Consider the following 25363-nt stretch of genomic DNA (forward strand, 5'->3'; position numbering starts at 1 on the left):
AACCGCTGTGCGCACATCTCGCGCAATCGTCTCCGCGCTCGTCCTCTTCACCCTCGCGGCCTGCGGATCCGACGCCCAACCCGCCGCCGAGTCGAACGAGATCAAGGTCGGCCTGCTCCACTCGCTCAGCGGCACGATGGCCATCAGCGAGGTCACCGTGCGCGACGCCGAACTGCTCGCCATCGAGGAGATCAACAAGGCCGGCGGCGTGCTGGGCAAGAAGCTCGTCCCCGTGGCCGAGGACGGCGCCTCCGACTGGCCGACGTTCGCGGAGAAGGCCACCAAGCTGATCAGGCAGGACAAGGTCGCCACCGTCTTCGGCGGCTGGACCTCGGCCAGCAGAAAGGCCATGCTGCCGGTCTTCGAGCGCTACAAGGCGCTGCTGTGGTATCCGGTGCAGTACGAGGGACTGGAGAGCTCGCCGTACATCTTCTACACCGGCGCCACCACCAACCAGCAGATCATCCCCGGCCTGGACTACCTGAAGGAACAGGGCAAGAAGAAGATCTTCCTGGTCGGCAGCGACTACGTCTTCCCGCGCACCGCCAACAAGATCATCAAAGCGTACGCGGCCGCGAACGGGATGGAGATCCTCGGCGAGGAGTACACGCCGCTCGGCCACACCGAGTACTCCACGCTGGTCAACAAGGTCACCCAGGCCAAGCCGGACGCGGTGTTCAACACCCTCAACGGCGACAGCAACGTCGCCTTCTTCAAGCAGCTCAAGAGCACCGGCGCCACCGCCGAGAGCATGCCGGTGCTGTCGGTGAGCATCGCCGAGGAGGAGGTCACCGGCATCGGCGTGGACAACATCGTCGGCCACCCGGTGGCCTGGAACTACTACCAGACCACCGAAACCCCGGCCAACGACGCCTTCGTCAAGGCCTTCAAGGCCAAGTACGGGCAGAACAAGGTCACCTCCGACCCCATGGAGGCCGGGTACAACGCCGTCTACCTGTGGGCCGAGGCGGTCAAGAAGGCCGGCACGACCGAGGTCGAGGCCGTCAAGAAGGCCGCCCCCGGCATCGCGCTGGAACGCCCAGAAGGCCTGGTCACCATCGACGGCGAGAACCAGCACATGTACAAGACCGCCCGCATCGGCATCATCCAGCCCGACGGCCTGATCAAGCAGGTGTGGGACTCCGGCGAGCCGATCAAGCCGGACCCGTACCTCAAGGGCTACCCGTGGGCGGCCGGGCTGGCGGCCTCCTGATGTCGGCCTTCGTCAACCAGTTGCCGATCGGGTTGTCGATCGGGGCGGTGCTGCTGCTCATCGCGCTCGGGCTGACGTTCACGTTCGGGCAGATGGGCGTGATCAACATGGCCCACGGTGAGTTCATCATGGCGGGCGCGTACACCGCGTTCCTGCTGCAGGACATGGTGCTCGCGCTGCCGGTGGCGTTCCTGGTGGCCGGGCTCATGGGGCTGGTCCTGGAGCGCAGCGCCATCCGGCACTTCTACGGCCGGCCGCTGGACACGCTGCTGCTCACCTGGGGCGTGAGCCTGGTGCTGCAGCAGCTCGCCCGCGACCTGTTCGGGGCGCCGAACGTGCAGGTGCCCGCCCCCTCGTGGCTGGCCGGCGGGGTGGGCATCCTGCCGTACAACCGGCTGTTCATCATGGCCCTGGCGATCGCGGGCGTGGTCGCGGTCTGGGTCTATCTCAACAGGACCGGTCTCGGGCGGCGCACGCAGGCCGTGGTGCAGAACCGGCAGCTGGCCTCCACCAGCGGGATCGACGCCGGCCGGGTGGACATGCTGACGTTCTTCATCGGCTCCGGCCTGGCGGGGGTGGCCGGGGTGGCGCTGACGCTCATCGGGCCCGTCGGGCCGGCGCTCGGCACGTACTACATCGTGGACGCGTTCCTCGTCGTGGTCGCGGGCGGGCTCGGGCAGCTGCGCGGGGCGGTGCTCGCGGCCGTCGGGCTGGGACTGCTGAACTCCTACGCCGAGTTCTGGTCGGACGCCTCGCTGGCGAAGGTGATCGTCTTCGCGGTCATCATCGCGTTCCTGCAGGTGCGGCCCCAGGGGATGTTCGTGCTCAGGTCGAGGGTGCTGACATGATCAAACGGAATCTGCCGTTCGCCGCCATCGCGGTGGTGGCGCTGGTCGCGGCGCCGCTCCTGCTGGAGCCGTTCCGGCTGGGGCTGCTCGCCAAATACCTGTGCTACGCGATCGTCGCGCTCGGGATCGGGCTGGCCTGGGGGCAGGGCGGCATGCTCACGCTGGGGCAGGGCGTGTTCTTCGGGCTCGGCGGCTACTCGATGGCGATGTACCTCAAGCTCACCGAGGCGGGGCCGGGCGGGCTCCCGGACTTCATGGTGTGGAGCGGGGTGGAGGACCTGCCCGCCTTGTGGGTGCCGTTCGCCAACCCGGTCTTCGCGCTCGGCATGGCCGTGCTCGGACCGGTGATGCTCGCGCTGATCCTGGGCACGCTGGTGTTCCGGCAGCGGGTACGGGGGGCGTACTTCGCGATCCTCACCCAGGCGCTGGCCGCCGCGCTGGTCATCCTGCTGGTCGGCCAGCAGGGGCTGACCGGCGGCACCAACGGCATGACCAACTTCTTCGAGCTGTTCGGGCAGGACCTCGCCGAGGACTCCACCCAGCGGGGCCTCTACCTGGTCGTGGCGAGCGTGCTCGGAGTGCTCTACCTGGCCACCCGGCAGCTGGTGAACAGCCGGTACGGCCGCCTGCTCGTCGCGGTCAGGGACGGCGAGGACCGGGTGCGGTTCCTCGGCTACGACCCGGCCCTGGTCAAGACCGTCACCTTCGCCGTGTCGGCGGGCATGGCGGGGCTGGCGGGCGCGCTGTTCGTGCCCGTCGTCGGCATCTTCTCGCCCGCGCTGCTCGGCGTGGTGCCGTCGCTGGAGCTGGTCGTCGCGGTGGCGGTCGGCGGGCGGCACGCGCTGGCCGGAGCCGTGCTCGGCGCCGTGGTCATGGGCTACGCGAAGACGGCGTTCAGCGAGCAGTTCGCCGACGGCTGGCTCTACCTGCAGGGAGCGCTGTTCATCCTGGTCATGACGCTCGCCCCGAAGGGCATCGTCGGCATCATGGGGAGGTTGCGAAGTGCTCGAGCTACGTGACGTGCACGTCGTCTTCGACGGCTACCGTGCGCTCGACGGCGTCGACCTGACCGTGCCCGAGGGTGAGCTGCGCTTCCTGATCGGCCCCAACGGCGCCGGCAAGACCACCCTGATCGACGTGATCACCGGCCTGACGAAGCCCGCGGCGGGCAGCGTGCGGTTCGGCGGCTACGACCTCGTGGGCCGGAAGGAGCACCAGATCGTCCGGTTAGGCGTCGGGCGCACGTTCCAGACCTCGGTCGTGTTCGAGGAGCTCACCGTCCTGGAGAACCTCGACCTGGCCGCCAGCTTCCGCAAGCCGCTGTGGTCGCTGGCGAGGCGGCGCAGGGGCGTCTCGGAGGCCGTCGAGGAGGCCCTGGCCAGGACGGGACTCGAAGAGCTCGCCGAGCGTTCAGCCGGCGTTCTCTCGCACGGCCAGCGCCAGTGGCTGGAGATCGGGATGCTGCTGGCGCAGCGGCCCCGGCTGCTGCTCCTGGACGAGCCCGTGGCGGGCATGTCCAGCGACGAACGCGAGCGCACCGGCAGACTGCTCACCGAGATCGCCGACGACCACACGGTGATCGTGGTGGAACACGACATGGAATTCCTGCGGCGGCACGCCTCGAAGGTGACCGTGCTGCACGAGGGCAAGATCCTCGTGGAGGGGTCGGTCGACCAGGTCAGCGCCGACCCGCGGGTGCAGGAGGTCTACCTGGGGAGGAGGCCCAAGGATGCTATCGGTAACCGCCCTTGAAGCCGGTTACGGGAGGGCCCGCGTACTGTTCGGCGTCTCTCTGGAGGTCGATCCCGGCCGCCTCGTGTGCGTCATGGGACGCAACGGCGTCGGGAAGACCACCCTGCTCAACACCATCATGGGGGTGCTGCCGGCGACGGCGGGCACGGTCGCCTTCGACGGGCGCGACGTCACCAAGCTGAAGCCGCACGAGCGGGTGCGGATCGGGATGGGCTACGTCCCGCAGGGCCACCAGTGCTTCCCCCAGCTGTCCGTCCTGGGCAACCTGCTGGTCACCGTGGAGGCCGCCAAGCAGCCCAAACGCGCCATCGACGAGGCGCTCGACCTCTTCCCCGCGCTCAAGCCCATGCTCAAACGCAGCGCCGGGCACCTGTCGGGCGGGCAACAACAGCAGCTCGCCATGGCGCGCGCCCTGGTGACCAGGCCGCGGATGCTCATCCTCGACGAGCCGACCGAGGGCATCCAGCCGTCGATCATCCTCGAGATCGAGGCGGCCATCGAGCAGCTGCACGCCTCCGGGATGGCCGTGCTGCTCGTGGAGCAGTACCTGGACATCGCGCTGCGGCTGGCCGACAGGTTCCTCATCCTCGACGCCGGGCACGTCGTACGGACCGGGGAGGCCGAGGACCTGCAGCGCGAGGACGTCCGCCGCCTGCTGGCGGTCTGATCGGGCGCCCAGGAGGGCGCGGGCGGTCGGGCCTAGGCGAGCGCCAGGAGCGCGCGGGCGTTCGCGCCGCCCTGGCGGTCGCCGGTCTCCTCGTAGACCTCAAGCGCCGCCTGAGCCAGCTCCCGCGCGCGCCCGGCCGCGCCCTCCGCGCGGTTCACCCTGGCCAGCGCCAGCAGGGCGTGCGCGTCGAGCAGCCGGTCGCCGAGGCGGACGGCGATGCCCCTGGCCTGCTCGGCGGCCTCTCTGGCGGCCGGCTTCGCACCCTGCGCCAGGTACGCCGCGGACAGCTCCAGCAGCGTGTCGGCCTGCCGGTGCCGGTCGCCCAGCTCGGCGAGGTGCCCGACGGCGGCCCGCAGCCGGTCGGCGGCCTCGTCGAGCCGGCCGGCGCGGCGCAGCACGGTGCCGAGCACCCGCTCGGCGTCCGCCATGTCGCGCTGGTTGGCCGCGCCCTCCAGGCAGGTGAGCAGGTCACGCTCCGCCTCCTCCAGACGCCCCTGCTCCAGGTGCACGCGGCCGAGCCGGCGCCTGGTGTGGTTGACGTCCCGGGTGCGGCCCTGGCTTTGGAACATGCCGAGCGCGAGCCGCAGCCTCTCGTGCGCACGGTCCCACTCCCGTTCGGCCAGGTGCAGGTCGCCCAGGTCCAGCAGCATGAGCGCCGCGCCCCGGTCGTCGCCCGCCCGGCGCGCAGACTCCAGCGCGGGCCCGGTCACCGCCCGCCAGTCGTCCAGGAACCGGTGCCGCTCCAGATAAGGCGTCAGCAGGTGCGCCAGCCGCCAGCATCCGTCGTCCAGGCCCGCCGCGCGCAGGTCGCCGACCAGGCTGACCAGGAACGCCCGCTCGGCCGCCAGCCACTCGACCGACTCCCTGATGTCCCTGGTCGCCACCGCTGTGGCCGGATCGCCCGACACCAGCGAGAACCGCGAGGCCTGCACCCGGGCCAGCACCACCTCCGACAGCTTCGCCAGCACACCCGGCACCGGCTGCTCCCGGGCGAACAGCCGGGTCAGGTCGTGCAGCCGGTAGCGGACCTGGCCCGCCACGTCCACGCCATGCGTCTCCAGCAGCCCCGCGTCGACCAGCGCCTCCGCCTGGCCGCCCAGCTGCTCGGTCACCCAGTCCGCGAAGTCCGGCGCCGACAGCGCGCCCAGCCCGCGCAGCGTCAGCTTGGCGCCCTCGGGCAGCCCGTCGAACCCGATCGCGAACACGCTGCGCACCGCCAGATCGCCCGCGTGCAACCGGTCGAGCCGCTTGTGCTCGTCCTCCAGCAGGCCCACGAGGTAGTCGACGGTCCACTCCGGCCGGGCCGCCAGCCGGGAGCCGGCGACGCGCAGCGCGATCGGCAGGCCGCCGCAGAACCTCGCCAGCCTGCGCAGCGCCTCGTCCGCCTGCCGGCCCGAGCTCCTGACCAGCAGCTCCAGCGCGTCCCCGTCGTCGAGGACCCCCACCGACAGCCGCAGCGCGCCGGTCAGGCCGCCGAGCGAGGAGCGGCTGGTCACGACCGTCGGGCACGAGGTCAGCAGCGGCCGCACCTGGGCCTCGTCGACGGCGTTGTCCAGCAGCACCAGCAGTTTGCGGTTGGCGGTGTAGGCGCGGAACAGCCGCTCGCGCTGCTCCAGCGTCGCCGGTATCGCCTGCGCCGGGCAGCCCAGCCAGCGCAGGAAGTCCTCCAGCACCGCCGCGGGGGCCGTGGTCTCGCGCAGGTCGGCGTACAGGATGCCGTCGGGGAAGCTCTCGCGCCGCCGCCAGGCCGCGTGCACCGCCAGCGCCGACTTGCCCGCCCCGGCCTGGCCGTGCACCACGACCTGGCTGCCGATCACCAGGTCCAGCAGCTCCGTCCGGCCGGTGAAGTCGGCGACGTCGGGCGGCAGCAGCACCGGCGGGCCCGCCGACACGTGAAGGGACACGTCGTCGTGCAACATGCGGTGGTAGAGCAGCTGCAGCTCAGGGTCCGGCTCGATCGCGTGCCCGCCGTCGAGCTGGTCGCGCAGCACTGCGTACGCGGCCAGGGCGTCCACCCGGCGGCCGCTGCGGTAGAGGGCCAGCATGTACTGGCCGCGGAAACGCTGCCACATCGGGTGCTGCTTGGTCAGGTGCCGCAGCTCGGCCAGCAGCTCACGGTGCCGCCCCGCGTCCAGGTCGGCCTGCAGCCTGCGCTCCAGCGCCAGCAGCCGCAGCTCCTCCAGCTCCTCTCGCAGCCGCCGCGTCTCCGCCCACCGCTCCCCCTCGGGGTCCACGTCCTCCAGGACCTCGCCCCGCCACAGCGCCAGCGCCTCCTCGTAGGCCTCCCGGTCCACGAGCAGCCGGAACCGATCGACGTCCAGCCGCCCCTCGCCGGGAGCCAGCATGTAGGCGCCGGCCACGGTGATGATCACGTCCTGGCCGACCAGCCGGCGCAGCTGCCCCACGTAACCGCGGATCAGCGAGTCGGACCGGTCGCCGCCCTCGCTCGGCCACAGCAGCCTGCGCAGCCGCTCGGCCGTCAGCGGGCGTCCCGCGTTCAACAGGAACAACGCCAGCAGGTCGCGATGCTTCGGCACGGTCGGCGTGCGATCCCGCCCGTCGTCGTCGCGTACCTCCAGCAGCCCCATGATGCGAAATTCCACGCGGCCTTCTTTCGGGGAGGAGATCTCGATCAGAATGGCACATCTGATCCACCGCCCATGCGGGCTCTCAGCGGATGCCGCCGGCCCATGCGCGGGCCGACTCCACGATCTCCTCGAGCCGGTCGCTGTGCGCGCCGTGCCAGTAGACCTGCCCGCACTCCTGGCAGCGGCCGTACGCGTCGTAGTTGCGCCTCGTGCCCGCCTCCAGCAGCGCCACCACCTCCTGCTTGGCCACGGGCTCCAGGCGGCCGTTGCACGCCGTGCACCGGGTCCACGGGCGCAGCGGTGGAGAGAACCGTTCGAGCAGGTCACGGAGCTGGTCGGCGGGGCGGGAGCCGCGCACGTACGCGCCCAGCCACAGCGCCCGGCGGCGCAGCAGGCCGCGGTCCTGGGTGAGCAGCACCCGGCGCTCCTCGTTGGCCTGCGCCACGAGCGCGGGGTCGTCCATGTCGTTGTGGTAGGCGGCGTCGATGCCGAGCAGCCGCAGCCGCCGGGCCAGCGTGCCCAGGTGCACGTCCAGCAGGAAACGCGGCTCGCCGGGCAGCGGCTGCGGCCGGGGCATCGGGTGCACCTCCACCACGTCGCCGGACGCCGGCTGGTAGGAGGGCGACACGCCGCGCCCGTCCACGATCATCGGGCCCACCTCGGTCAGCGGGATGCCGACCGACTCCACGTGGTGGCCCAGCGTGGACGTGCCGTCCGGCGCCACCTCCTGCCATTCCTGGCGGCGGCTCACGGGCAGGAACATCCTCAGCTCTGGTGCGATGCGCAGGCGTGCGGTCACGAAATCCATTCTGTGCCACCGGATAACGTGAGTTCATGTCCATATCCCGTCGTTACCTGCTCGGGCTCGCCCTATTGGCGGCCGGGTGCTCGGGCGGCGGCGCCCCGCCGGCCGACCTGCGGCTGGTGACCGGGCAGTCCGGTGGGCTGTACGGGCAGCTCGGTGACCAGCTGGCCAAGGAGCTGTGGCGCGGCGGGATCCCCGTGCGGGTGGTGCAGACCGCCGCCAGCGTCCAGAACCTCGCCATGATGGCCGACGGGCGGGCAGACGTGGGGTTCTCGCTGGCCGACAGCGCTGAAGACGCGGTACGGGTACGCCGTCAGCCGGTGTCCGCGCTGGCAAGGGTGTACATGAACTACGTTCACCTGGTCGTCGGCGAGGATTCCGGGATCGCCGAGGTCGGGCAGCTGGCCGGGCGGGTGGTGTCCATCGGGGCGCCGGGATCGGGCACGGCGGTGATCGCCGAACGTGTGGTGGCCGCCGCCGGTCTGAAGCGGCCGCCGGACATCGTCAGGCTGGAACTGGACGCCTCCGTCAAGGCGCTGCGCGGCGGGGAGATCGAGGCCTTCTTCTGGTCGGGCGGCGTGCCCACGCCCGCGCTGGCCGCGCTCGGCGACATCCGGCTGATTCCGCTGGAGGAGCTGGTGCCGGTGCTGCGGCGTCGCTTCGGGCCGGTGTACGAGCACGTGCTGGTGCCCGCGGGCGCGTACGGGGCGGCGCTGCCGATGCCGACGGTGGGCGCCCCCAGCTACCTGATGTGCCGGACGACGCTGCCGGAGGACACCGCCTACATCGTGACCGAGACGGTGTTCCGGGCCCGCGACCGCCTCCAGGGGGCGTCGGCCCCCGGCGGCCGGCTCGACGAGCGGTACGCCATCGGCACGGGCGCCGTCCCGCTCCACCCCGGCGCCATCCGTTACTACCGCTCCGTCTACGGCTGAGCCCGCCCGCGGGCGTCGCTCCTGCCGGGGCCGCACCCTGCCTCAGGGGGCCGGTAGGCGTAGCTCCACGATCAGTCCGTGCGGGTCGGCGGGAAGCAGGCGCAGCGTGGCACCGCACGCCCTGGCCAGCTCGGCGGCGATGGCCAGGCCCAGCCCGCTGCCGGGCACGTTGGCGTGCGCCCCCGACCGCCAGAACCGCCCCAGCGCCTCAGCCCGCTCCTCCTCGCTCAGCCCGGGCCCGTCGTCGGTCACCCGCAGCACGCCGTCCGCCAGGGTGACGGTCACCGTGCCGCCCTCGGGCACGAACTTCTGGGCGTTGTCGAGGGCGATGTCCGCGATCCTGGCCGCCGCCTCGGGAATGACCGCCCTTTCGGAAATGTCGGTCACCAGCAGCACCCCCTTCGCCGCGTACACCTCCCGCCACGTCGCCAGCCGCGGCTCCAGCTCCACGACCTTGCCCTCGACGTCGGCCCCCGCCTCCACCCTGGCCAGCGCCAGCAGGTCCGCCACCAGCAGCGCCAGGCGGTCCAGCTCGGCCATGGCCTCGGCGTGCTCGGCCGTGCCCTCGGCGCGCAGATGCGGCTCCAGGTTCTCCAGTCGCAGCCCGAGCACGGTGAGCGGGGTACGCAGCTCGTGCGAGGCGTCCGCCACGAACGCCCGCTGCCGCTCCATCGCGCCGGCGACCGCGTCGGCCATCGCGTTGAACCGCTCCTCCAGCCGTCGCAGCTCCGACGGCCCGGCGCCGGGATGCGCCCGTGCGTCCAGCCGGCCCTGCGCGATGGCCTGGGTGGTACGGTCCAGCTCCGCGACCGGCCGCAGGATCCAGCGAGCCAGCTGCCTGGCCACCAGCGTCGAGTAGGTCAGCGCGATCAGAGCGCCGACCGCCAGCGCGCCCCACACCAGCCACACGTCCTGCCGCGCCTGATCCGTGGGCGCCTGCAGCAGCACCACGCCCGACAACTGCGCGTCCCGGCCGGCCGGTTCGGCCAGCAACACGCTCGCGGGGCCGAACGGGGTCATCATCGGCAGGTCCTCGGTGGTGCGGCCGGACATCGCCAGGCGGGTCGCGTCGCGGTCGTCGGCGTCGAAGCGGCCCGCGGTGACGCGGACCGCGCCGTCGCGGTCGCGTACGCGGACGGCGGCGCCGTACAGGTCCGCGTAGCGGGTGATCTCGGCGGTCAACCCGGAGTAGTCGGCCTCCCGCGCGGCCTGGTCGGCCAGCTCGGCGAAGCGGGTGGCATCGGCGCGGCGGTCCAGGAGCAGCCGGTTCGTCCGGTGGGAGGCGTACGCCAGCCCCAGCGGCACGGCCAGAGCCGCGATCAGGAACACGATCAGCGTCGTGAACGTGACCACCAACCGGGAGTTCACGCCGTCGAGCCCAGCCGGTAGCCCGTGCCCCGAAGGGTCTCGACCAGCCCGGGACGGCCCGTCTTGGAGCGCAGGCCGGCCACGTGCACGTCCAGCGACCGCGACGCCGACAGCAGCGGGTCGCCCCAGACCTCGTCGAGGATCTCCTCCCTGCTGCGCACCACGCCGGGCTCCCTGGCCAGCAGCGCCAGCACGTCGAACTCCCGCCTGGTCAGCGTCACCGGCTCCCCGGCCACCGTCACCTGCCGGGACTCCAGGTCGATGCGGACGTCGCCGACGTTCACCACATGATCGCGCGCCGGCCGCGGCCGGGTGCCGCGCCGCACCACCGCCTCCATGCGCGCCATCAGCTCCGTCGTGCGGAACGGCTTGACCAGGTAGTCGTCGGCGCCGGAGCGCAGGCCGCGCAGCACCTCGCGCTCCTCGGTACGGGCCGTCACCACGATCAACGGCACCGCCGACACCCGGCGCAGGCGGCGCAGCACGTCGAGCCCGTCCATGTCGGGCAGTCCCAGGTCGAGCAGGACGAAGTCGACGCCCCCCGCCAAGCGGAGGGCGTCGACGGCCAGCCCCGCCCGGGTGACCTGATGGCCGTGCCGGGCGAGGGCCGTGATGAGCGCGGCGGCGAGCCGATCGTCGTCCTCGACCAGCAGAACTCGCATAGCGCCAGGTTAGACGCGCACAGGGAGCGAATCCGCCGTGGCCTGCTCGGCACGCGACAGGGCGGCGTCCCGCGTTTCGCGCATGGTCAGGTACACCACGAGCGAGACCGCCGCGCAGCCGGAGACGTACCAGAAGAAGCCGGATTCGATGCCGGCGTTCTTGAACCACAGCGCCACGTACTCGGCGGTGCCGCCGAACAGCGCGTTCGCGATCGCGTACGGCAGCGCCACGCCGAGCGCGCGCACGTTCGTCGGGAACAGCTCGGCCTTCACCACTGCGTTGATCGACGTGTAACCGGTGATGATCAGCAGGCCCGTCAGGGACAGCACGAGCGCGCCGCCGAAGCCGCTCGCCCCGCCCAGCGCCGTCATCAGCGGCACCGTGCCCAGCATCGACCCGACCCCGAAGGTGATCAGCAGCGGCCTGCGCCCGATCCGGTCCGACAGCGCCCCCGCCACCGGCTGCAGGCACATGAAGATGAACAACGCGCAGAAGCTCACCAGCGTGGCCGTCTCCTTGGGCAGGCCCGCGGTGTTCGACAGGTATTTCGTGAGGTATGTCGTGTAGGTGTAGTACGCGACCGTGCCGCCCATGGTCAGGGCGATGACCAGCAGCGCCTCCTTGCGGTGGGTGAGCAGCTCGCGGATCGTGCCCCGGCTCTCCGTCTTGACCTCGCGCTCCTCCTCGTCGTACGCCTCGGTCTCCAGGAGGTTGCGGCGCAGGTAGAACACGACAGCGGCGCCCAGCGCGCCGATCACGAACGGGATCCGCCAGCCGTAGGAGTCGAGCGCCTCCTTGGACATGGTGTTCTGCAGGATGATCTGCAGGCCGAGGCCGACGAGCTGGCCGGCGGTCATCGAGACGTACTGGAAGCTCGAGGCGAAGCCGCGGCGGCCGCGCGGGGTGGCCTCGGTGAGGTAGGTGGCGCTGGCCGCGTACTCGCCGCCGACCGACAGGCCCTGCAGGAGGCGCGCGACCACCAGGACCAGCGCGCCGAAGTAGCCGACCGTCTCGTACGTCGGGGCGATCGCGATCAGCAGCGCGCTGGCGGACATGAGGGTGACGGTGAGCGTGAGGGCGGCCTTGCGGCCCTTCCTGTCGGCGTACCGGCCGAGCAGCCAGCCGCCGAGCGGGCGCATGAAGAAGCCGACGGCGAAGATCGCGGCCGTGTTGAGCAGCTTGGCGGTGTCGTCCCCCTCAGGGAAGAACGACGCGGCGAAATAGATGGCGAAGCTGCTGTAGACGAACCAGTCGTACCACTCCACCAGATTGCCGACAGAACCGCCGACCACGGCCTTCCACGGCACGCGTGCCTTGCTCACTTCGGTACCTCCTGGGGCGAGTAGGTGCAGGTCAGAGCCTGATCCCAGAAGGTTGTTCGGACAAGGGAGGCGGGGCCAGATCTAACATCCGCTTAACGTCGGGGCTTCCCGTACGTAACCTCAGCGCAACGGCGGATTGGCCAGTTTCGCCCTTTCGAGCGCCAGCTCACCCCACCATTCGCCGGCCTCCGGGGCCACGACGCCGCGCTCCGGGTCCTTGTCGCCGTTCGTGCCCCGCCGGCACCTGCCGCTGGACGTGCCGGCGCGGGCGATCCACAGGTAGGCGTCGACCAGCTCCTCTTGCGTCTGCGTGGTGGGCCGGGGACCGACGCCCCTGCCGGGCGGGTTGCACCATGTCTGCGGGTCGGAGTAGTGCTTGGTCGGCGCCCACCCGCCCTGGCCGTTCCTGCTGGTGTCGACGACGAAGTGCGGCATCCTGGCCGGGTCCACCGTGGCGTCGGCGGGACAGCCCGTCCTGCCCGTGGCCAGCCGGACGGCGATGCAGGCCGACAGCTTCTTGCCGTACGCGACGGCCTTGTCCGTGCGCTGGTGGCCGGCCGTGTTGACGAAGAAGCCGTCGGCCTTGTCGATCCCGGTTGCGATCAGGCGTTCGGCCATGGTCTCGGTGCCCGGGTAGAGGTCCTGGCTGCCGTCGAGGTAAACGGCCGTGTTGGGGTTGGCCTTGAGGGTCTGGGCGGCCTGGCGGAGATCCTTGTACCGCTGGCCGGGGGAGCCCTGCGGGTCGCAGTCCTTGGTGCCGGCGATCTTGACCAGGCTGCCGGGCTCCAGGATGATCACGGCCTTGGCGTCGTTGATCTGGCCGGCTATGCCCTTGATCCAGTCCTGGTAGGCGGCCATGTCGGACGCGCCGATCGGGCGGCATTCGCTGCCGGGCATGTAGTTGATCAGGAACACGGGTACGCCGCCGCCCGACTGCTCGGCACCCGTGATCGTCTCCTCGACCTTGGCTCTGACCTCGGGCTCGTTCAGGCGGACGGCGTGGGGGACGGCGGCCAGCTTGCGCATGAGCTCGGCGTCCACGCGGCGGTTCCCGGCTTCCCAGATCGTGGCCTGGCGGCTGGCGCCCAGCTCGGCGGGGGCATAGAAGCGGACGTCGTCCTGGGCTCTCAGCGGGTTCTGGGCGTTGCGGGGTGCTGGGGTCGCTGTCGTCGCCGTCCGTCCGGGATTCCCGGTGCCGGCCGGGTTGGTGCCGCCGTCGCCTGCGGTGGCATCTGCTGCTGCCGGGCTCCGGCCCTCGGCCGAGCCGCCCGGGCCCTTCCAGACGAGCGCTGCCGCCGTCCCCGCAACGGCCACGACCACGGCAGCGGCCGCCGCCAAGAGCTTCCTCCGCCGTCCGAACGCCCCCTCATCCGAACCGGCCCCGTCCAGACCCACCGGACCTGGGGCCGCCGCACTCGAACCCGCCGCACCTGGGACCGGCCGCTCGGGACCCACCGGACCTGGGGCCGCCGCACTCGAACCCGCCGCACCCGGACCCACCGCACCTTGACCGCTCGCGTCGGCGGCGCCCGCGCCTGGGGTCGTGGTGCTGTGGTGTGCCGCACTGGGGGCCGTCGCGCCCTGGCCTGCCGCGTCAGGCGAGATCCCGCCCGCCATGCCCGCGTTGTGCGGGGTGGCCGGCGGGGGAGCGGCGGAAGGGGGCGAGGGAACCGAGGCGCTGAGGCCGTCCATGAGGTCCTGGGCCGTGGGCCGCTCGGCCGGGTTCTTGGCCAGGGCCGCGACCACCAGGTCCCGCAACGTGCCCGAAAGACCCCGCAAGTCCGGGGCCTCGTTGATGATGCGCATCAGGACCGTGGGCACCGAGCCAGAGCCGAACGGCGGGATGCCGCCGGCCGCGTAGGCGACCGTGCAGCCCCACGAGAAGATGTCCGAGGCCGGCCCGATGGGCGAGCCGGACACCTGCTCAGGCGACATGTACGCCGGCGTCCCCACGACCGCGCTGCTCATCTCCGCGTCCGCGAGCTGCGCGATGCCGAAGTCGATGACCTTGGGCCCCACCTGTGAGAGCAGCACGTTGGACGGCTTGAGATCGCGATGCACCACCCCGGCTCCGTGGATGGCCCGTAACGCCATCGCCATGGCCGCGGCCAGCCCGTCCAGCGCCGACCCCGTCAAGGGCCCCGACGCGCGGACGACGTCGTCCAGGCTGGGCCCCTCGACGAATTCGGTGACCAGATACGCCACGTCGCCCTCGACGTCGGCGTCCAGGACAGGAGCGGTGCAGAACCTGGCGACCCGCTTGGCGGCCGCCACCTCGCGGGCGAAACGCCGCCGGAAGCCGGCGTCCGCGTCCATCCTGGCGTGGATCAGCTTGACCGCCACCCGCGTGCCGTCCGGCCCCTGACCCAGGTAGACGACGCCCATCCCGCCTTCGCCCAGCCGACCCAGCAGAGCGTACGGCCCCACGTGACGCGGATCCCCGTCCCTCAACGCCTCCAAGGTCATAGAAGATCAGGTTATCTTGCGCTACGACGGGTGTTCCATGCTTACAGCGCCAGCCGCCACTCGTTCCACTCGTCGAGCAACTCGAAGCCCATGGCCTCGTTGATGGCGAGCATGTGGGTGTTGGAGGTGGCGTTCCAGGTGATGATCCGTTCGAGGTGCGGCTCGCGTTCGCGCAGCCACAGCAGGTTGCTGAGCTTGAGCAGCAGCCCCAGGCGATGGCCCCGGTGCTCGCGCAGCACCATCGTGTCCGCCTGGTTGCCCCAGCCGTCGGAGCGGTCGGCCTGGAGGTAGATGCGGGTGTAGCCGGCGGGAGCGCCGTCGCGGTCGCGGCGGGCGATCGTGGTGTAGCAGGTCACGCCGTTGGGGGTGATGCGTTCTTCGCGGTCGCGCATGCGTTCGACGGTGAAGAGGGCGTCCTCGATGTCGGTGTCGCGCGGGGCGTCGTTCATGCCGTTCATCAGGATGGCGAGGTCGGGCATGAGCTCGGGGCCGGCCGGTCCGACCCACCGTTCCAGGGAGTAGCCGTCGACCTGAGGGAGGATGCGCTCCAGCGCGCCCCAGTCGGCCGTACGCAGGTCGAGCGTGCGGCGGGCCTCCGCCAGGGACACTGTCATGCCGCGCGCCTGCGCGAAGCGGGCGCCGATCCCCGTGGCGGACGTCTCGGTGAGCAGCAGCCGCCTCCCGTGCCCGCGCAACCGGTCCAGGGCGTGCTCGAACAACGCCGTGCCGAGCCCGCGTGCCCGCCTCTCTGGCCGCACCACGAGCGGGAACAGCCATCCCATGTGGGTGTTGTCGAGCCTGGGCAGCGCCAGCCCATAGCCGCCGGCCACCTTGCCGTCCTCCGCCAGCACCGCCCATGCCTCGGTCAGTTGCCCGGGCAGGTCTGTGCAGACGTCGCCACGGAAGAGGGGGAGGGAGAGCGAGGGGCCGGGGTCGTGGGAGTAGGCCGCCACGTACGCGTCGTGCAGACCCGCGATCAGATCCTCGTGCCGGGCTGGGTCGATGCGCTGGATCCTCATACGACCAGCAAAGCGCACACGCGGCGGCCGGAGCGAACGAATTTCGAGGGGTTCGCTACTGGCGGTAGTTCTCCACCTCGCCGGGCGGGCGCACGGCGGCGCCGTCGGGATCCGCGCCCGCGCTGCGCCGGGCGCGGCGCTGCCTGAGCAGGTCCCAGCACTGGTCGAGAGCCGTTTCCAGCTCCTTGATACGCGCGTGCTCCTCGTCCGTCGTCACATCGCCGGCCGTCAGTCTGCCGCGCAGTTCGTGCTCCTCGTCGACCAGAGCGCTGATCCTGGTGAGTATCTCGTCGTCCCGCATGCCCATGACTCTAATCACTGCGTGATAGAACACGCCCTATGTCTGGTATCGCGCTGGTAAGGAAGCCTGGCCCCCGTATTGCCGAGGGCATCGTCACCCATATCGAGCGCGAGCCGGTGGACTACGAGCGCGCCGCCGCCCAGCACGACGCCTATGTGGCCGCGCTGGCGGGCGGCGGGTGGCGGCCGGCGTACGCCAAGCCCGCCGACGACCTGCCCGACGCGCCGTTCGTGGAGGACGCGGTGGTGGTGGCGGGCCGGGTGGCCGTGCTGACCCGGCCGGGCGCGGCCGAGCGGCGGCCGGAGGTGGAGTCCGTGGCGCAGGCCGTACGGGAGCTGGGCATGAAGACGGTCAGGATCGCGCCGCCCGGAACTCTCGACGGGGGCGACGTGCTGCAGGTCGGCGCCACCGTGTACGTCGGCCGATCGGCGCGCACCAACGACCACGGCATCACCCAGCTGACGGCCCTGGTGCCGGAACGCCGGGTGGTGCCCGTCGACATGACCGGCGTGCTGCACCTGAAGTCGGCGGTCACGGCGCTCCCGGACGGGACGCTCATCGGCGATCCCCGCTACGTGGACCTGCCCGATCTGCTGGTGCCTCCGGAGGAGTCGGGCGCGCACGTAGTGCTCATGGGCGGCGATCGGGTGCTGATGGCCGCCTCGGCACCCCAGACCGCCACGATGCTCGAAAAGCGCGGACTTAGTGTGACGACGGTTGATATTTCGGAATTTGAGAAGCTCGAAGGGTGCGTGACCTGCCTCAGCGTCCTCATCGAGGAATAACCGGACCCGTTCCGCGTTCTCAAGATGTGAGATCTGGCGCGGCGCATCCCGAGACGTCTGGTAGCGTGCATGGCATGCTGCGCGGACTGCTTCTTAGCTGCCGCGGCGAGGGCCTCTAAGGCCGGCTCCCTCGCCGCGGAGCCAGTCATGCGCGTCGGCCGCTTCCCTTGGACGACCGACGAGGAGCATCTGACATGACCGCCCAGCAGCCCAGCCCCATGCCGATCCATCGTTATCAGCCTTATCAGCCCGTCCGGCTGACCGATCGCACCTGGCCCGACCAGGTCATCACCAAGGCGCCCCGCTGGTGCGCCGTGGACCTGCGCGACGGCAACCAGGCGCTGATCGACCCGATGGACTCCCACCGCAAGCTCCAGATGTTCGAGCTGCTGGTACGCATGGGCTACAAGGAGATCGAGGTAGGCTTCCCGGCCGCCTCGCAGACCGACTTCGACTTCATCCGGCAGATCATCGAAGAGGACCGCATCCCGGACGACGTCGTCATCCAGGTGCTGACCCAGGCCAGGCCAGAGCTGATCGAGCGTACCTTCGAGTCGATCGAGGGCGCCAAGCAGGCCATCGTCCACCTCTACAACTCGACCTCCACGCTGCAGCGGCGCGTCGTGTTCGGCCAGGACAAGGACGGCATCACGGCGATCGCGGTCGAGGGCGCCAAGCTGGTCAAGAAGCTCGCCGACGCGACCGACGTGGACGTCTACTTCCAGTACTCGCCGGAGTCGTTCACCGGCACCGAACTGGAGTACGCCGTCGAGGTGTGCGACGCGGTCAACGACGTGTGGCAGCCCACCCCGGACCGCAAGGTCATCATCAACCTGCCGGCCACGGTCGAGATGGCCACCCCCAACGTCTACGCCGACCAGATCGAGTGGATGCACCGCCACCTCAAGCACCGCGACTCGATCGTGCTGTCGCTGCACCCGCACAACGACCGCGGCACCGCCGTGGCCGCCGCCGAGCTGGGCTACATGGCCGGCGCCGACCGCATCGAGGGCTGCCTGTTCGGCAACGGCGAGCGCACCGGCAACGTCTGCCTGGTCACGCTGGGCATGAACCTGTTCTCCCAGGGCGTCGACCCCGAGATCGACTTCAGTGACATCGACGAGATCCGCCGGGTCACCGAATACTGCAACCAGTTGCCCGTGCACCCGCGCCACCCGTGGGGCGGCGAGCTGGTCTACACCGCCTTCTCCGGCTCCCACCAGGACGCCATCAAGAAGGGCTTCGAGCACCTGGAGCGCGACGCCGCGGCGGCCGGGGTGCCGGTGGACGACTTCACGTGGGCAGTGCCGTACCTGCCGATCGACCCCAAGGACATCGGGCGCACCTACGAGGCCGTGATCCGCGTCAACAGCCAGTCCGGCAAGGGCGGGGTCGCGTACATCATGAAGGCCGACCACCAGCTCGACCTGCCGCGCCGGCTGCAGATCGAGTTCTCCAAGGTCGTGCAGGCCCGCACGGACAGCGAGGGCGGCGAGATCAGCCCGGCCGCGATGTTCGAGATCTTCCGGGACGAATACCTGCCCAACCCGGCCAACCGCTGGGGCCGCCTCAGCCTCATGGCCCACCGCCACGAGTCCACGGTCGACGACAAGGACCGCATCAGCGCCGACGTCCGCCTCGATGGGGAGATCAGGGAGATCGAGGGCTCGGGCAATGGCCCGATCTCGGCCTTCATCGACGCCATCGCGGGGGTGGGCATCCAGGTGCGGGTTCTCGACTACGTAGAGCACGCCATGAGCGCCGGCACCGACGCCAAGGCGGCGTCTTACCTGGAGTGCGAGGTCAATGGGCAGGTGCTGTGGGGTGTCGGCATCGACGCCAACACCACGACGGCCGCCCTCAAGGCCATCATCTCCGCGGTGAACCGCGCTTCCCGCTGACCCTGTAAGTCTCCAAGGCCTGGGCCCTGCAACGACCTTGCAGGGCCGGTGGCTCGGCACGCGCCCACAAGGCCCCGCCGCCCATCACTCGACCGCGCCCCGTGACCGACGGGAGGCGCGGTCGAGTTGTTTGTGGTCCCTACGTGCCGGGTGTGCAGTTGTACACCTCGCCGTAGCGTTTCTGGGCGATGCGCATGAGTTCGGCCATGTCTTTATTCGCATCCCTGCCCTTGGTGACCTGGGGCAGATAAATGTCGATCAATCGCTCTTTGCTGCCGCAGCGAAACTTCGCGCTTACCTGGTATGGCTGGTCGGCGGCTGGCGGATCGCGCAGGTACGCGGCCATACCGTCACCAAGATCGGCAGGGAGCGCGACTCCGCCGTAATCGCTGTAGAACTTACGCCTGTCCTCGATAAGGAACTCCATATGCTCACGAGACATCCCGGGCCCCTCCTGCTTCCACCACACCTCTAGAGATCCGGAGGGCGTATCAGGAGCCCGGCAGTCGCCGTTCCGCTCGTTGCCGGCGGTTTTCTCGACAAGAGGTCCGGTCACCCCACTGACGAGACGAAATGCCTGCTCTGGAATGAGCGTGCAGACATATGGTGAGGAATCCACGACCGGCCGGAGGGCTGAGGCCGGTGTGGAGTCGATGCCGGTCGTCGGGGTGCAAGCCGCGGCGAGCAACGCGAGAGCGGCCAGCGCGGCAGAAGCATGCCTCATTCGTCACCTCTGTCGGATGAGGAGACCTTAAGACCGAGATAGTCGTCCACATCAGTGTTCGAGCGGAAGGTCTTGCTGAAGAGACCGAGCAGCTCGCTACTTCCTCCGGAGTTGCGGGCCCATGCGAGGAACTTGCTGTATTCCTGCGGACTCATCTCGGTGAAGGGCTTGAGCCTAGGCGGAGTTCCAATGGCGAATGGCTGGTTCTTCAAGTCCAGTGTGTCGAGCAGACCCTTGTTCAGCAGGACTGTTCCGAGCAGTTGCTCCCCCAGTCGTTCCACTGCAAGGCGATTGTTTGCCAGCGTCTCGTGTGCCGCATCCAGGCCCACCCTGTGTTCCCGCATCCAATGGGCGACTTGCGTGGAGAGTTGGTCGTACGCGGCTCCGGCGAGCTTGTCATATCCCTTGCCGATCAGTTCGCCGAAGGCTCCTGTGGCCAGCGCACCCGCCTGTTTGGCACCCGGAACCGGGAGCAGCCCGAGTGCGTCCCGCACCATGCCTTTCACTGCCTCGTCAGCCTTCTTGTCGTCCAGCCCCTGCGCGATCAGGATCTGGCGGCGGATCTCCACGATGTGGCCGAAGGGACGTGCCTCCTCCTCGGTCCGGTCCTTCAGGGCCTGAATGACGTCGGCCTTGTCGACCTGTCCGTTCTCGTTGAGGTCGTACTTCTTGACGTCGGCCTTCGTGAATCCGAGTTTCTCGGCGTTGGCGGCGTTGAGACCGACGGGCGGTACGGTGCCCAGCGCCGCCCGCATGTGTTCGGTCTGCGCTCTCACTAGTGCCTCAAACGCGGCACTGTCGGCGGTGGCCAGGATTAAGGCATACGACATGTCCTTCGCCGCGACCTGGCCAAAGGTCTCATGGTTCAGGATGAGCCGGGAGAGTTGATCGATGTGGGCCGCGATCGCCCTGCCGAGGGGGTAGGCCAAGGGGGCGTAGCGATCGAATAGATATCTATTCCTGATCTCCAGATTGCCGTCCGCGGCTTTGCCGAAGGCGCCGCCTACCTGGTCCGAGAGCGTTTTGATCATCTCGGCGGCCAGCTTCTTGGAGGTCGCGTCCTGACCGGTTGTCGCGATCTCAAGCATGTCCCGTATCGGCTTGTAGTCGTTCAGGAAACGGGAAGCGCTCCACCGGGTCGTCAGAAGGTAGTCCAGCACGGACTCCTTCCACCCTGCCGGGGTGTGATTCAGCAGCGCCTGGGACGCCTCCCGGCTGGATTTCGCCGCATGGAAGAGGCCGTCCACCACAGCTGATTGGGCCTTCGTGTCGGGACTGCCCATTTGAGTTCCCGGCCTCAGCAGGATACCGAGGCCGAAAGCGCCGGCCAGGTCGATGATGGGCAGCTGCTTCCCCTTGACGTACCGGCCCAGCAGATCCTTGGCCGCCGCCCATTCGTCCTTGCGCTGCTCGTGCTCGTAGACGATCACGTCACGCCCGACGACCTCCATGAACTCCTTCGAGAATGGCGGCTTCCCGTCGTGAGCACGCCACATGAGCGCCTGGGCCTGGTAACCGGAGTATTTGGTGTCACCCGCCTTGTGCTCGGCCCGGCCCTCCTTCACCAGACCCTTGAGGAGGTCGGCACCCACATAAGCGGGACTCTTCGGATCCGTCCCTTTGGCCAGAGCCGTGCTCAACATGGCCAGGACCTTCTGCCCTTGTCTGGAGAGCTGCGTCACGCCCTCGGCGTCCTGACGCTTCCTGGCGTCGCGCAACTGCATGGCGATCGCCCCGGGCACCCGCGTCACGCTGATCGCGCCCAGCGTGCGGAGGAATGACTTGACGAACTCGGGGTCCCCGGTCCGCGACGCGTATTTCTCCAGCTCGGCCAGTGCCTTGCGGTCGCCGTCCGCCGCCTTCAGTGCGGCACGACCCGCCAGTGTCCCGTCCAGCAGCCCCTGGGCGGCCTCCAGATTGTCAGGAATCTCCAGGAAGCTCCCCATAGGCGTGCTCCTCCCGAAGATGACCTTCTGCCGCTGCAGCTCGTGGACCAGTCTCTGCCGCCGCCGCAGGTCCTCGGCCTGTGTGGTGACCCGTCCCGCCAACTTTCGCAGCCGCGCCGCCGGTGCGGTGTCGAGCCCGGCGCTCTGCAGCTCCTTGTGCAGAGCCTGCGCCAGCTCCTCCAGCTGGCCGGCGGTCTGGGTGTGCTTGCTCGTCATCGTGTCGAATTCGGGCTGCTTGACCCCGCTGAACTCGCTCATGGCTTGTCCGGAGTCGAGGCCAGCTTCTGTTTCGCGCTGTCTACGGCCTGTGCCAGCATGGCCCGCAGTTCCCGCTGGTCGGCGTGGACCTGGGTGTCGAAGCGGGCGCCCGTCGGCCCCACCCATGCGTCTTTCTCCATGAACCGGCAGACGGGATCGAGCGCCCACCAGTGGTCGTCCGACAGCCGCTGGATCCGCTGGGCAACGGCCCGCATCGCCTCACGATCGAGGTCAGCCACGATGATCCTCCTCGTACGGCTCGCTGCACCAGAACAGATCAGGAGGCGGCGTCTCCCACGTGTTTCACACGCTAATCAACATCACGTCAACAGAACAAGCTGGAACGCAGTGAAAGGTATGGCACGTTCGAGTTTTGTTGGAAAATGAGCGTTTTGTCCGACTGGAGCATGGGCTCGACGGTCTTCCGCCAGTCTTGTCGGTATGAATTGACTGCGGTCTATGGTCTCTTCCCTAAATGAAAGTGAAGCTTCTCATTGTGGCTCCTCATTAATATCGACTGAAACAGCCGGGGTGGGGCCTTGCCGCCGTAGGAGGACCGGCCCCGGGGGCGCGAAACTGCGTGGGGCCTGCGTGCCCGAATCTCGACTGGTCGCCCATGGCGATGGTGAGGGTCCATCGGCTGTCTACTGGTGCCAACGTCGGAGATAGACCGCTACACGGGTCCCGCTACGGAGATCGACGTGCATCGTTCACCGATAGGCTGTGGGTTTGCCATTCAGTTCAAGAGTCTCGAGGTGCAGCACGTCACCGGCTCGTGCTCACGCCATTCGATCAGACGCTTTGTGCGTGTTCGAGACCGATGATCTTGGCTGGTCGCCGACAATTCTGGTCCCCCTATCCTGAGCGGGAATTCGGCCGTCGCGCGCCGGCCGTCGCCTTTTTCGATGAGGGGGAAAGGCGACGGCCGACTTGTTGTATGTCCGGGGATGTGGCCACGAGGCAGGCTCGCCGCCGGTCGGCGAGCCTTCCCCTTCTGGTCAGTTGCGCGCCTCGTCGGCGGGCTCGGACACGGACGGCTCGACGGCCTGGCGTGTGTCGCGCCTGGACTTGAGCAGGCTGGCCACCGTCGTGACGGTGAGCACGGTGACGATGACGGCCAGCGAGATCCAGTTGTTGATCTCAGGGACCCAGGTGACGTGCTCTCCGCCGTTGATGAACGGCAGCTCGTTCTCGTGCAGGGCGTGCAGGACGAGTTTCACGCCGATGAAGCCGAGGATGACCGCCAGGCCGTAGGTGAGGTAGACGAGTTTCTCCACCAGCCCGCCGAGCAGGAAGTACAACTGTCTCAGCCCCATCAGCGCGAACGCGTTGGCCGCGAAGACCAGGTAGGCGTCCTGGGTGATGCCGAAGATCGCGGGGATCGAGTCGACCGCGAAGACCAGATCCGCGCCGCCGATGGCGATGATGACGATGAACATCGGGGTCAGCAGGCGGCGGCCGTCCTGTTTGATGGTCAGCCGTGAGCCGTGGTAGACGTCGGTGACGGGGAACAGCCTGCGCACCAGCCGTACGACGCCGCCGTTGGGGTCGTACTCCTCGTCGTCCTTGCTGTTGAAGGCGAATTTCCACGCGGTGTAGATGAGGATGCCGCCGAAGAGCCAGAACACCCAGCTGAAGCGCTGTACGGCCTGCGCGCCCACGCCGATGAAGATCCCGCGCATGACCAGCGCCATCATGATCCCGATGAGCAGCACGCGGTGCTGGTGGATCGCGGGCACGGCGAAGTTCGCCATGATGAGCATGAAGATGAACAGGTTGTCGACGCTCAGCGTGTATTCGGTGATGTAGCCGGTGATGTAGGAGGCCGCGTGGTCGTCGCCGCCGAAGATCCACACGCCTGCGCCGAAAGCGACGGCACAGCCGATGTAGAAGGCGATCCACCGGGCCGACTCGGCGATCGTGACCTTGTGGGGTCTCCTGTTGACGATGATCAGGTCGAGGAGGATGAGTCCGAGCAGGGCGGCGATGGTGGCCGCCCACAGCCAGGCGGGCACGGACATAGGTGGGGGCATGAGCGCTCCTCCGACTTGGCGTTGACACGTCCGTCGGAGGTCTTCTCCGCCCGCGGCGTCGCGGACCGACCGCGCCGGGCCCCGAGGGCGGGTCCGTGATGACGACGTGGCCGCGAAGGAGTACTCCCCTCCACTTTGCCCTGCGATCATACATACCGAATGCAGGAGCCCAACATCCCCCCTTGCGAGTCCCGCGCTGAGTGCGGGCTTACGCACGATCTCCAGGGTGGTGCGCACAGTGTTGCGTGCCCCGTCCACCAGCGTTCTGATGCCGCGCTGATGCGCGCCGCCTGTGCGCCGGCCTCTTAGTGAACGTTGCGTTTCTGTGGAATGAATCCTATGCTCGATAGAGAACGAAACGTTCTCTAAGGGGCGGGTGCCATGGGTCTCGTGTTGTCGGGTCTGATACTGGCGATGCTGCTGGGCGCGCTCGACCAGACGATCATGGCTCCCGCCCTCCCCGCCGTCGCGGGCAGTCTCGGCGGGCTCGATCAGATGCCTGCCGTCGTCACCGCCTACCTTGCCGCCGCCACCGTCGTCATGCCCGTCTACGGCAAGCTCGGCGACCGGTACGGCCGCAAGCCCACCATGCAGGTCGCCATCGTCATCTTCGTCACCGGCGCCGTGTTGTGCGCCCTGGCCACGTCGATGCCGCAGTTCATCGCCTTCCGGGCGGTGCAGGGGCTCGGCGGGGGCGGGTTGATGATCGGGGCGCAGGCGATCATGGGGGAGATCGTCAGTCCGCGTGAACGGGGCCGCTACCTCGGGTTCATCGGCGCCGCGTATGTGGTGGCGGCCGTGGGCGGGCCGCTGGTCGGCGGGTTCTTCATCGACTCGCTCGGCTGGCGGTGGATCTTCGCCATCTACCCGCCGCTCGGGTTGCTGGCCCTGGTCGTGCTGAGTGTCACGCTGCGGCTGCCGAGGCCGCGGAACCACCGGGTGCCGTTCGATGTCGTGGGCGCGTTGACACTGGCCGTCGCCGTCGTGGGCGTGGTCATGGTGGGGCAGACCGGGGAGCCGGTCTACCTGCTGGTGGCGAGTGCCGGGGTGGTGGCGTGGCTGGTCAGCGCTCGCTTCGCCAAGGATCCGATTCTGCCGTTGCGGCTCTTCCGCGACCGGGCCTTCGCGGTGCCCGTGGCGATCAGCCTGCTCATCGGGTTCGCGTTGTTCGGGACGATCACGTACATGCCGGCGTACCTGCAGATCGCGTTGCGTACGAGTGCGACGCAGGCGGGGTTGCTGGTGACCGCGCTGATGGGCGGCGTGCTCGTCACCACCATCGTGTCCGGGCGGCTGATCACCAGGACCGGGGTGTACAAGCCGTACCCCGTCGCGGGCACGGCCGCGGCGGCCGTCGGGCTGGCGCTGGTCGGGGTGGCGGGGGCGTCGCCGCTCGCGCTGGCCGGCGCGATGCTGCTGACCGGGCTCGGGGTCGGGCTGGTCATGCAGGTCATGGTGCTGGCCGCGCAGAACGCCGTCGAGCACGCCGACCTCGGCACCGCCACTTCGTCCGTCACGTTCCTGCGGCAGATCGGGGCGTCGGCCGGGGTCGCGCTCGTCGGCGCGCTCATCACGCTGAGGTCCGGGATCTCCGCCACCGCCACCCCGGCGGAGCTGCCGGACAGTGTGCGCGACGCGTTCGCCGCGGCCGCGCCACCCGTGTTCGCCGCCATGGCGCCGTTGCTCGCCGTGGCCTTCTTCCTCGCGCTGGCCCTGCCGGCGCGTCCGCTCCGCACCCGAGCCCACGTCGAGGAGTCATCGTGAAAGAG

21 protein-coding genes are annotated in these 25363 nt (G+C 69.5%); 9 read left to right on the forward strand and 12 right to left on the reverse strand.

The window, feature by feature from the left end:
• The first annotated feature begins 7 nt into the window (after window positions 1-7).
• Genes urtA through urtE form a run of 5 tightly spaced genes read left to right on the forward strand, consistent with a single transcriptional unit; the run spans window position 8 to window position 4480 of the window.
• Window positions 8-1213, forward strand: coding sequence for an urea ABC transporter substrate-binding protein (gene urtA / locus EDD27_RS02500; protein WP_127930876.1), 1206 nt, complete (start codon window positions 8-10; stop codon window positions 1211-1213).
• Window positions 1213-2061, forward strand: a complete 849-nt coding sequence (gene urtB, locus EDD27_RS02505; RefSeq protein WP_127940441.1) for an urea ABC transporter permease subunit UrtB — start codon at window positions 1213-1215, stop codon at window positions 2059-2061. The genes urtA and urtB overlap by 1 nt, the downstream gene beginning before the upstream one ends.
• Complete coding sequence (gene urtC / locus EDD27_RS02510) at window positions 2058-3080, forward strand: urea ABC transporter permease subunit UrtC (RefSeq protein WP_127930877.1); 1023 nt, start codon at window positions 2058-2060, stop codon at window positions 3078-3080. The genes urtB and urtC overlap by 4 nt, the downstream gene beginning before the upstream one ends.
• Window positions 3064-3813 (forward strand): urea ABC transporter ATP-binding protein UrtD, encoded by a 750-nt coding sequence (gene urtD / locus EDD27_RS02515; protein WP_127930878.1) that lies wholly within the window; start codon window positions 3064-3066, stop codon window positions 3811-3813. Before urtC ends, urtD begins: the two co-directional genes overlap by 17 nt.
• Window positions 3791-4480, forward strand: a complete 690-nt coding sequence (gene urtE / locus EDD27_RS02520) for an urea ABC transporter ATP-binding subunit UrtE (RefSeq protein WP_127930879.1) — start codon at window positions 3791-3793, stop codon at window positions 4478-4480. The genes urtD and urtE overlap by 23 nt, the downstream gene beginning before the upstream one ends.
• A 32-nt stretch (window positions 4481-4512) precedes the next feature.
• Here urtE and EDD27_RS02525 read toward each other — a convergent pair whose 3' ends face one another.
• Window positions 4513-7083: an AfsR/SARP family transcriptional regulator gene (locus tag EDD27_RS02525; protein WP_127930880.1), complete on the reverse strand. Its 2571-nt coding sequence runs from the start codon at window positions 7081-7083 to the stop codon at window positions 4513-4515.
• Window positions 7084-7150: 67 nt separating this feature from the next.
• Complete coding sequence (locus tag EDD27_RS02530; protein WP_127930881.1) at window positions 7151-7876, reverse strand: Mut7-C RNAse domain-containing protein; 726 nt, start codon at window positions 7874-7876, stop codon at window positions 7151-7153.
• Window positions 7877-7902: 26 nt separating this feature from the next.
• Between EDD27_RS02530 and EDD27_RS02535 the strand changes: the two genes are divergently transcribed.
• Entirely contained in the window at window positions 7903-8808 is a 906-nt protein-coding gene (locus EDD27_RS02535; protein ID WP_241563825.1) for a TAXI family TRAP transporter solute-binding subunit, read from the forward strand.
• 42 nt (window positions 8809-8850) lie between these two features.
• Here the strand turns inward: EDD27_RS02535 and EDD27_RS02540 are convergent, their stop codons facing one another.
• From EDD27_RS02540 to EDD27_RS02565, 6 genes are all read right to left on the reverse strand, one after another.
• Entirely contained in the window at window positions 8851-10176 is a 1326-nt protein-coding gene (locus EDD27_RS02540; protein WP_127930882.1) for a sensor histidine kinase, read from the reverse strand.
• Window positions 10173-10838: a response regulator transcription factor gene (locus EDD27_RS02545; RefSeq protein WP_127930883.1), complete on the reverse strand. Its 666-nt coding sequence runs from the start codon at window positions 10836-10838 to the stop codon at window positions 10173-10175. Before EDD27_RS02545 ends, EDD27_RS02540 begins: the two co-directional genes overlap by 4 nt.
• Window positions 10839-10847: 9 nt before the next feature.
• Window positions 10848-12161, reverse strand: a complete 1314-nt coding sequence (locus tag EDD27_RS02550; protein WP_127930884.1) for an MFS transporter — start codon at window positions 12159-12161, stop codon at window positions 10848-10850.
• A 120-nt stretch (window positions 12162-12281) separates the two neighbouring features.
• Complete coding sequence (locus tag EDD27_RS02555; RefSeq protein WP_127930885.1) at window positions 12282-14627, reverse strand: glycoside hydrolase family 6 protein; 2346 nt, start codon at window positions 14625-14627, stop codon at window positions 12282-12284.
• A 41-nt stretch (window positions 14628-14668) separates the two neighbouring features.
• The gene (locus tag EDD27_RS02560; protein ID WP_127930886.1) at window positions 14669-15646 is read right to left on the reverse strand and encodes a GNAT family N-acetyltransferase; all 978 of its coding nucleotides are present in this window, start codon (window positions 15644-15646) and stop codon (window positions 14669-14671) included.
• Window positions 15647-15701: 55 nt separating this feature from the next.
• On the reverse strand, window positions 15702-15947 hold the full coding sequence (locus EDD27_RS02565; RefSeq protein WP_127930887.1) for a DUF2630 family protein: 246 nt from the start codon (window positions 15945-15947) through the stop codon (window positions 15702-15704).
• A 38-nt stretch (window positions 15948-15985) separates the two neighbouring features.
• On the opposite strand from EDD27_RS02565, the gene ddaH reads away from it, so the two are divergent.
• Window positions 15986-16732: a dimethylargininase gene (gene ddaH, locus EDD27_RS02570; protein ID WP_127930888.1), complete on the forward strand. Its 747-nt coding sequence runs from the start codon at window positions 15986-15988 to the stop codon at window positions 16730-16732.
• Window positions 16733-16926: 194 nt separating this feature from the next.
• Window positions 16927-18633, forward strand: a complete 1707-nt coding sequence (gene leuA, locus EDD27_RS02575; RefSeq protein WP_127930889.1) for a 2-isopropylmalate synthase — start codon at window positions 16927-16929, stop codon at window positions 18631-18633.
• Between the two features lie 139 nt (window positions 18634-18772).
• On the opposite strand, the gene EDD27_RS02580 is transcribed toward leuA, so the two are convergent.
• The 4 genes from EDD27_RS02580 to EDD27_RS02595 all read right to left on the reverse strand — a co-directional run bounded on the left by EDD27_RS02580 (window position 18773) and on the right by EDD27_RS02595 (window position 23594).
• A complete protein-coding gene (locus EDD27_RS02580; protein WP_127930890.1) occupies window positions 18773-19357 on the reverse strand; it encodes a hypothetical protein in 585 nt (194 codons plus the stop codon).
• On the reverse strand, window positions 19354-21561 hold the full coding sequence (locus EDD27_RS02585; RefSeq protein WP_127930891.1) for a hypothetical protein: 2208 nt from the start codon (window positions 21559-21561) through the stop codon (window positions 19354-19356). The genes EDD27_RS02580 and EDD27_RS02585 overlap by 4 nt, the downstream gene beginning before the upstream one ends.
• Window positions 21558-21800: a hypothetical protein gene (locus tag EDD27_RS02590; RefSeq protein ID WP_127930892.1), complete on the reverse strand. Its 243-nt coding sequence runs from the start codon at window positions 21798-21800 to the stop codon at window positions 21558-21560. The genes EDD27_RS02585 and EDD27_RS02590 overlap by 4 nt, the downstream gene beginning before the upstream one ends.
• Before the next feature lie 759 nt (window positions 21801-22559).
• Window positions 22560-23594 carry a TerC family protein gene (locus tag EDD27_RS02595; RefSeq protein ID WP_241563826.1) on the reverse strand — a complete coding sequence of 345 codons (1035 nt, stop codon included), beginning with the start codon at window positions 23592-23594 and terminating at the stop codon, window positions 22560-22562.
• 381 nt (window positions 23595-23975) lie between these two features.
• On the opposite strand from EDD27_RS02595, the gene EDD27_RS02600 reads away from it, so the two are divergent.
• The gene (locus EDD27_RS02600) at window positions 23976-25358 is read left to right on the forward strand and encodes an MDR family MFS transporter (RefSeq protein WP_127930893.1); all 1383 of its coding nucleotides are present in this window, start codon (window positions 23976-23978) and stop codon (window positions 25356-25358) included.
• Window positions 25359-25363: the final 5 nt, after the last annotated feature.

The sequence above is a fragment of the Nonomuraea polychroma genome (genome assembly GCF_004011505.1).
GTDB lineage: Bacteria > Actinomycetota > Actinomycetes > Streptosporangiales > Streptosporangiaceae > Nonomuraea > Nonomuraea polychroma.

Coding starts and splice junctions, on each gene's coding strand:
- EDD27_RS02595 (WP_241563826.1), bottom strand. CDS start 23,594: ATGCCCCCACCTATGTCCGTGCCCGCCTGGCTGTGGGCGGCCACCATC.
- EDD27_RS02560 (WP_127930886.1), bottom strand. CDS start 15,646: ATGAGGATCCAGCGCATCGACCCAGCCCGGCACGAGGATCTGATCGCG.
- urtB (WP_127940441.1), top strand. CDS start 1,213: ATGTCGGCCTTCGTCAACCAGTTGCCGATCGGGTTGTCGATCGGGGCG.
- EDD27_RS02600 (WP_127930893.1), top strand. CDS start 23,976: ATGGGTCTCGTGTTGTCGGGTCTGATACTGGCGATGCTGCTGGGCGCG.
- EDD27_RS02585 (WP_127930891.1), bottom strand. CDS start 21,561: ATGAGCGAGTTCAGCGGGGTCAAGCAGCCCGAATTCGACACGATGACG.
- urtC (WP_127930877.1), top strand. CDS start 2,058: ATGATCAAACGGAATCTGCCGTTCGCCGCCATCGCGGTGGTGGCGCTG.
- EDD27_RS02545 (WP_127930883.1), bottom strand. CDS start 10,838: ATGCGAGTTCTGCTGGTCGAGGACGACGATCGGCTCGCCGCCGCGCTC.
- EDD27_RS02530 (WP_127930881.1), bottom strand. CDS start 7,876: ATGGATTTCGTGACCGCACGCCTGCGCATCGCACCAGAGCTGAGGATG.
- leuA (WP_127930889.1), top strand. CDS start 16,927: ATGACCGCCCAGCAGCCCAGCCCCATGCCGATCCATCGTTATCAGCCT.
- EDD27_RS02535 (WP_241563825.1), top strand. CDS start 7,903: ATGTCCATATCCCGTCGTTACCTGCTCGGGCTCGCCCTATTGGCGGCC.
- urtE (WP_127930879.1), top strand. CDS start 3,791: ATGCTATCGGTAACCGCCCTTGAAGCCGGTTACGGGAGGGCCCGCGTA.
- EDD27_RS02580 (WP_127930890.1), bottom strand. CDS start 19,357: ATGAGGCATGCTTCTGCCGCGCTGGCCGCTCTCGCGTTGCTCGCCGCG.
- EDD27_RS02555 (WP_127930885.1), bottom strand. CDS start 14,627: ATGACCTTGGAGGCGTTGAGGGACGGGGATCCGCGTCACGTGGGGCCG.
- EDD27_RS02565 (WP_127930887.1), bottom strand. CDS start 15,947: ATGCGGGACGACGAGATACTCACCAGGATCAGCGCTCTGGTCGACGAG.
- ddaH (WP_127930888.1), top strand. CDS start 15,986: ATGTCTGGTATCGCGCTGGTAAGGAAGCCTGGCCCCCGTATTGCCGAG.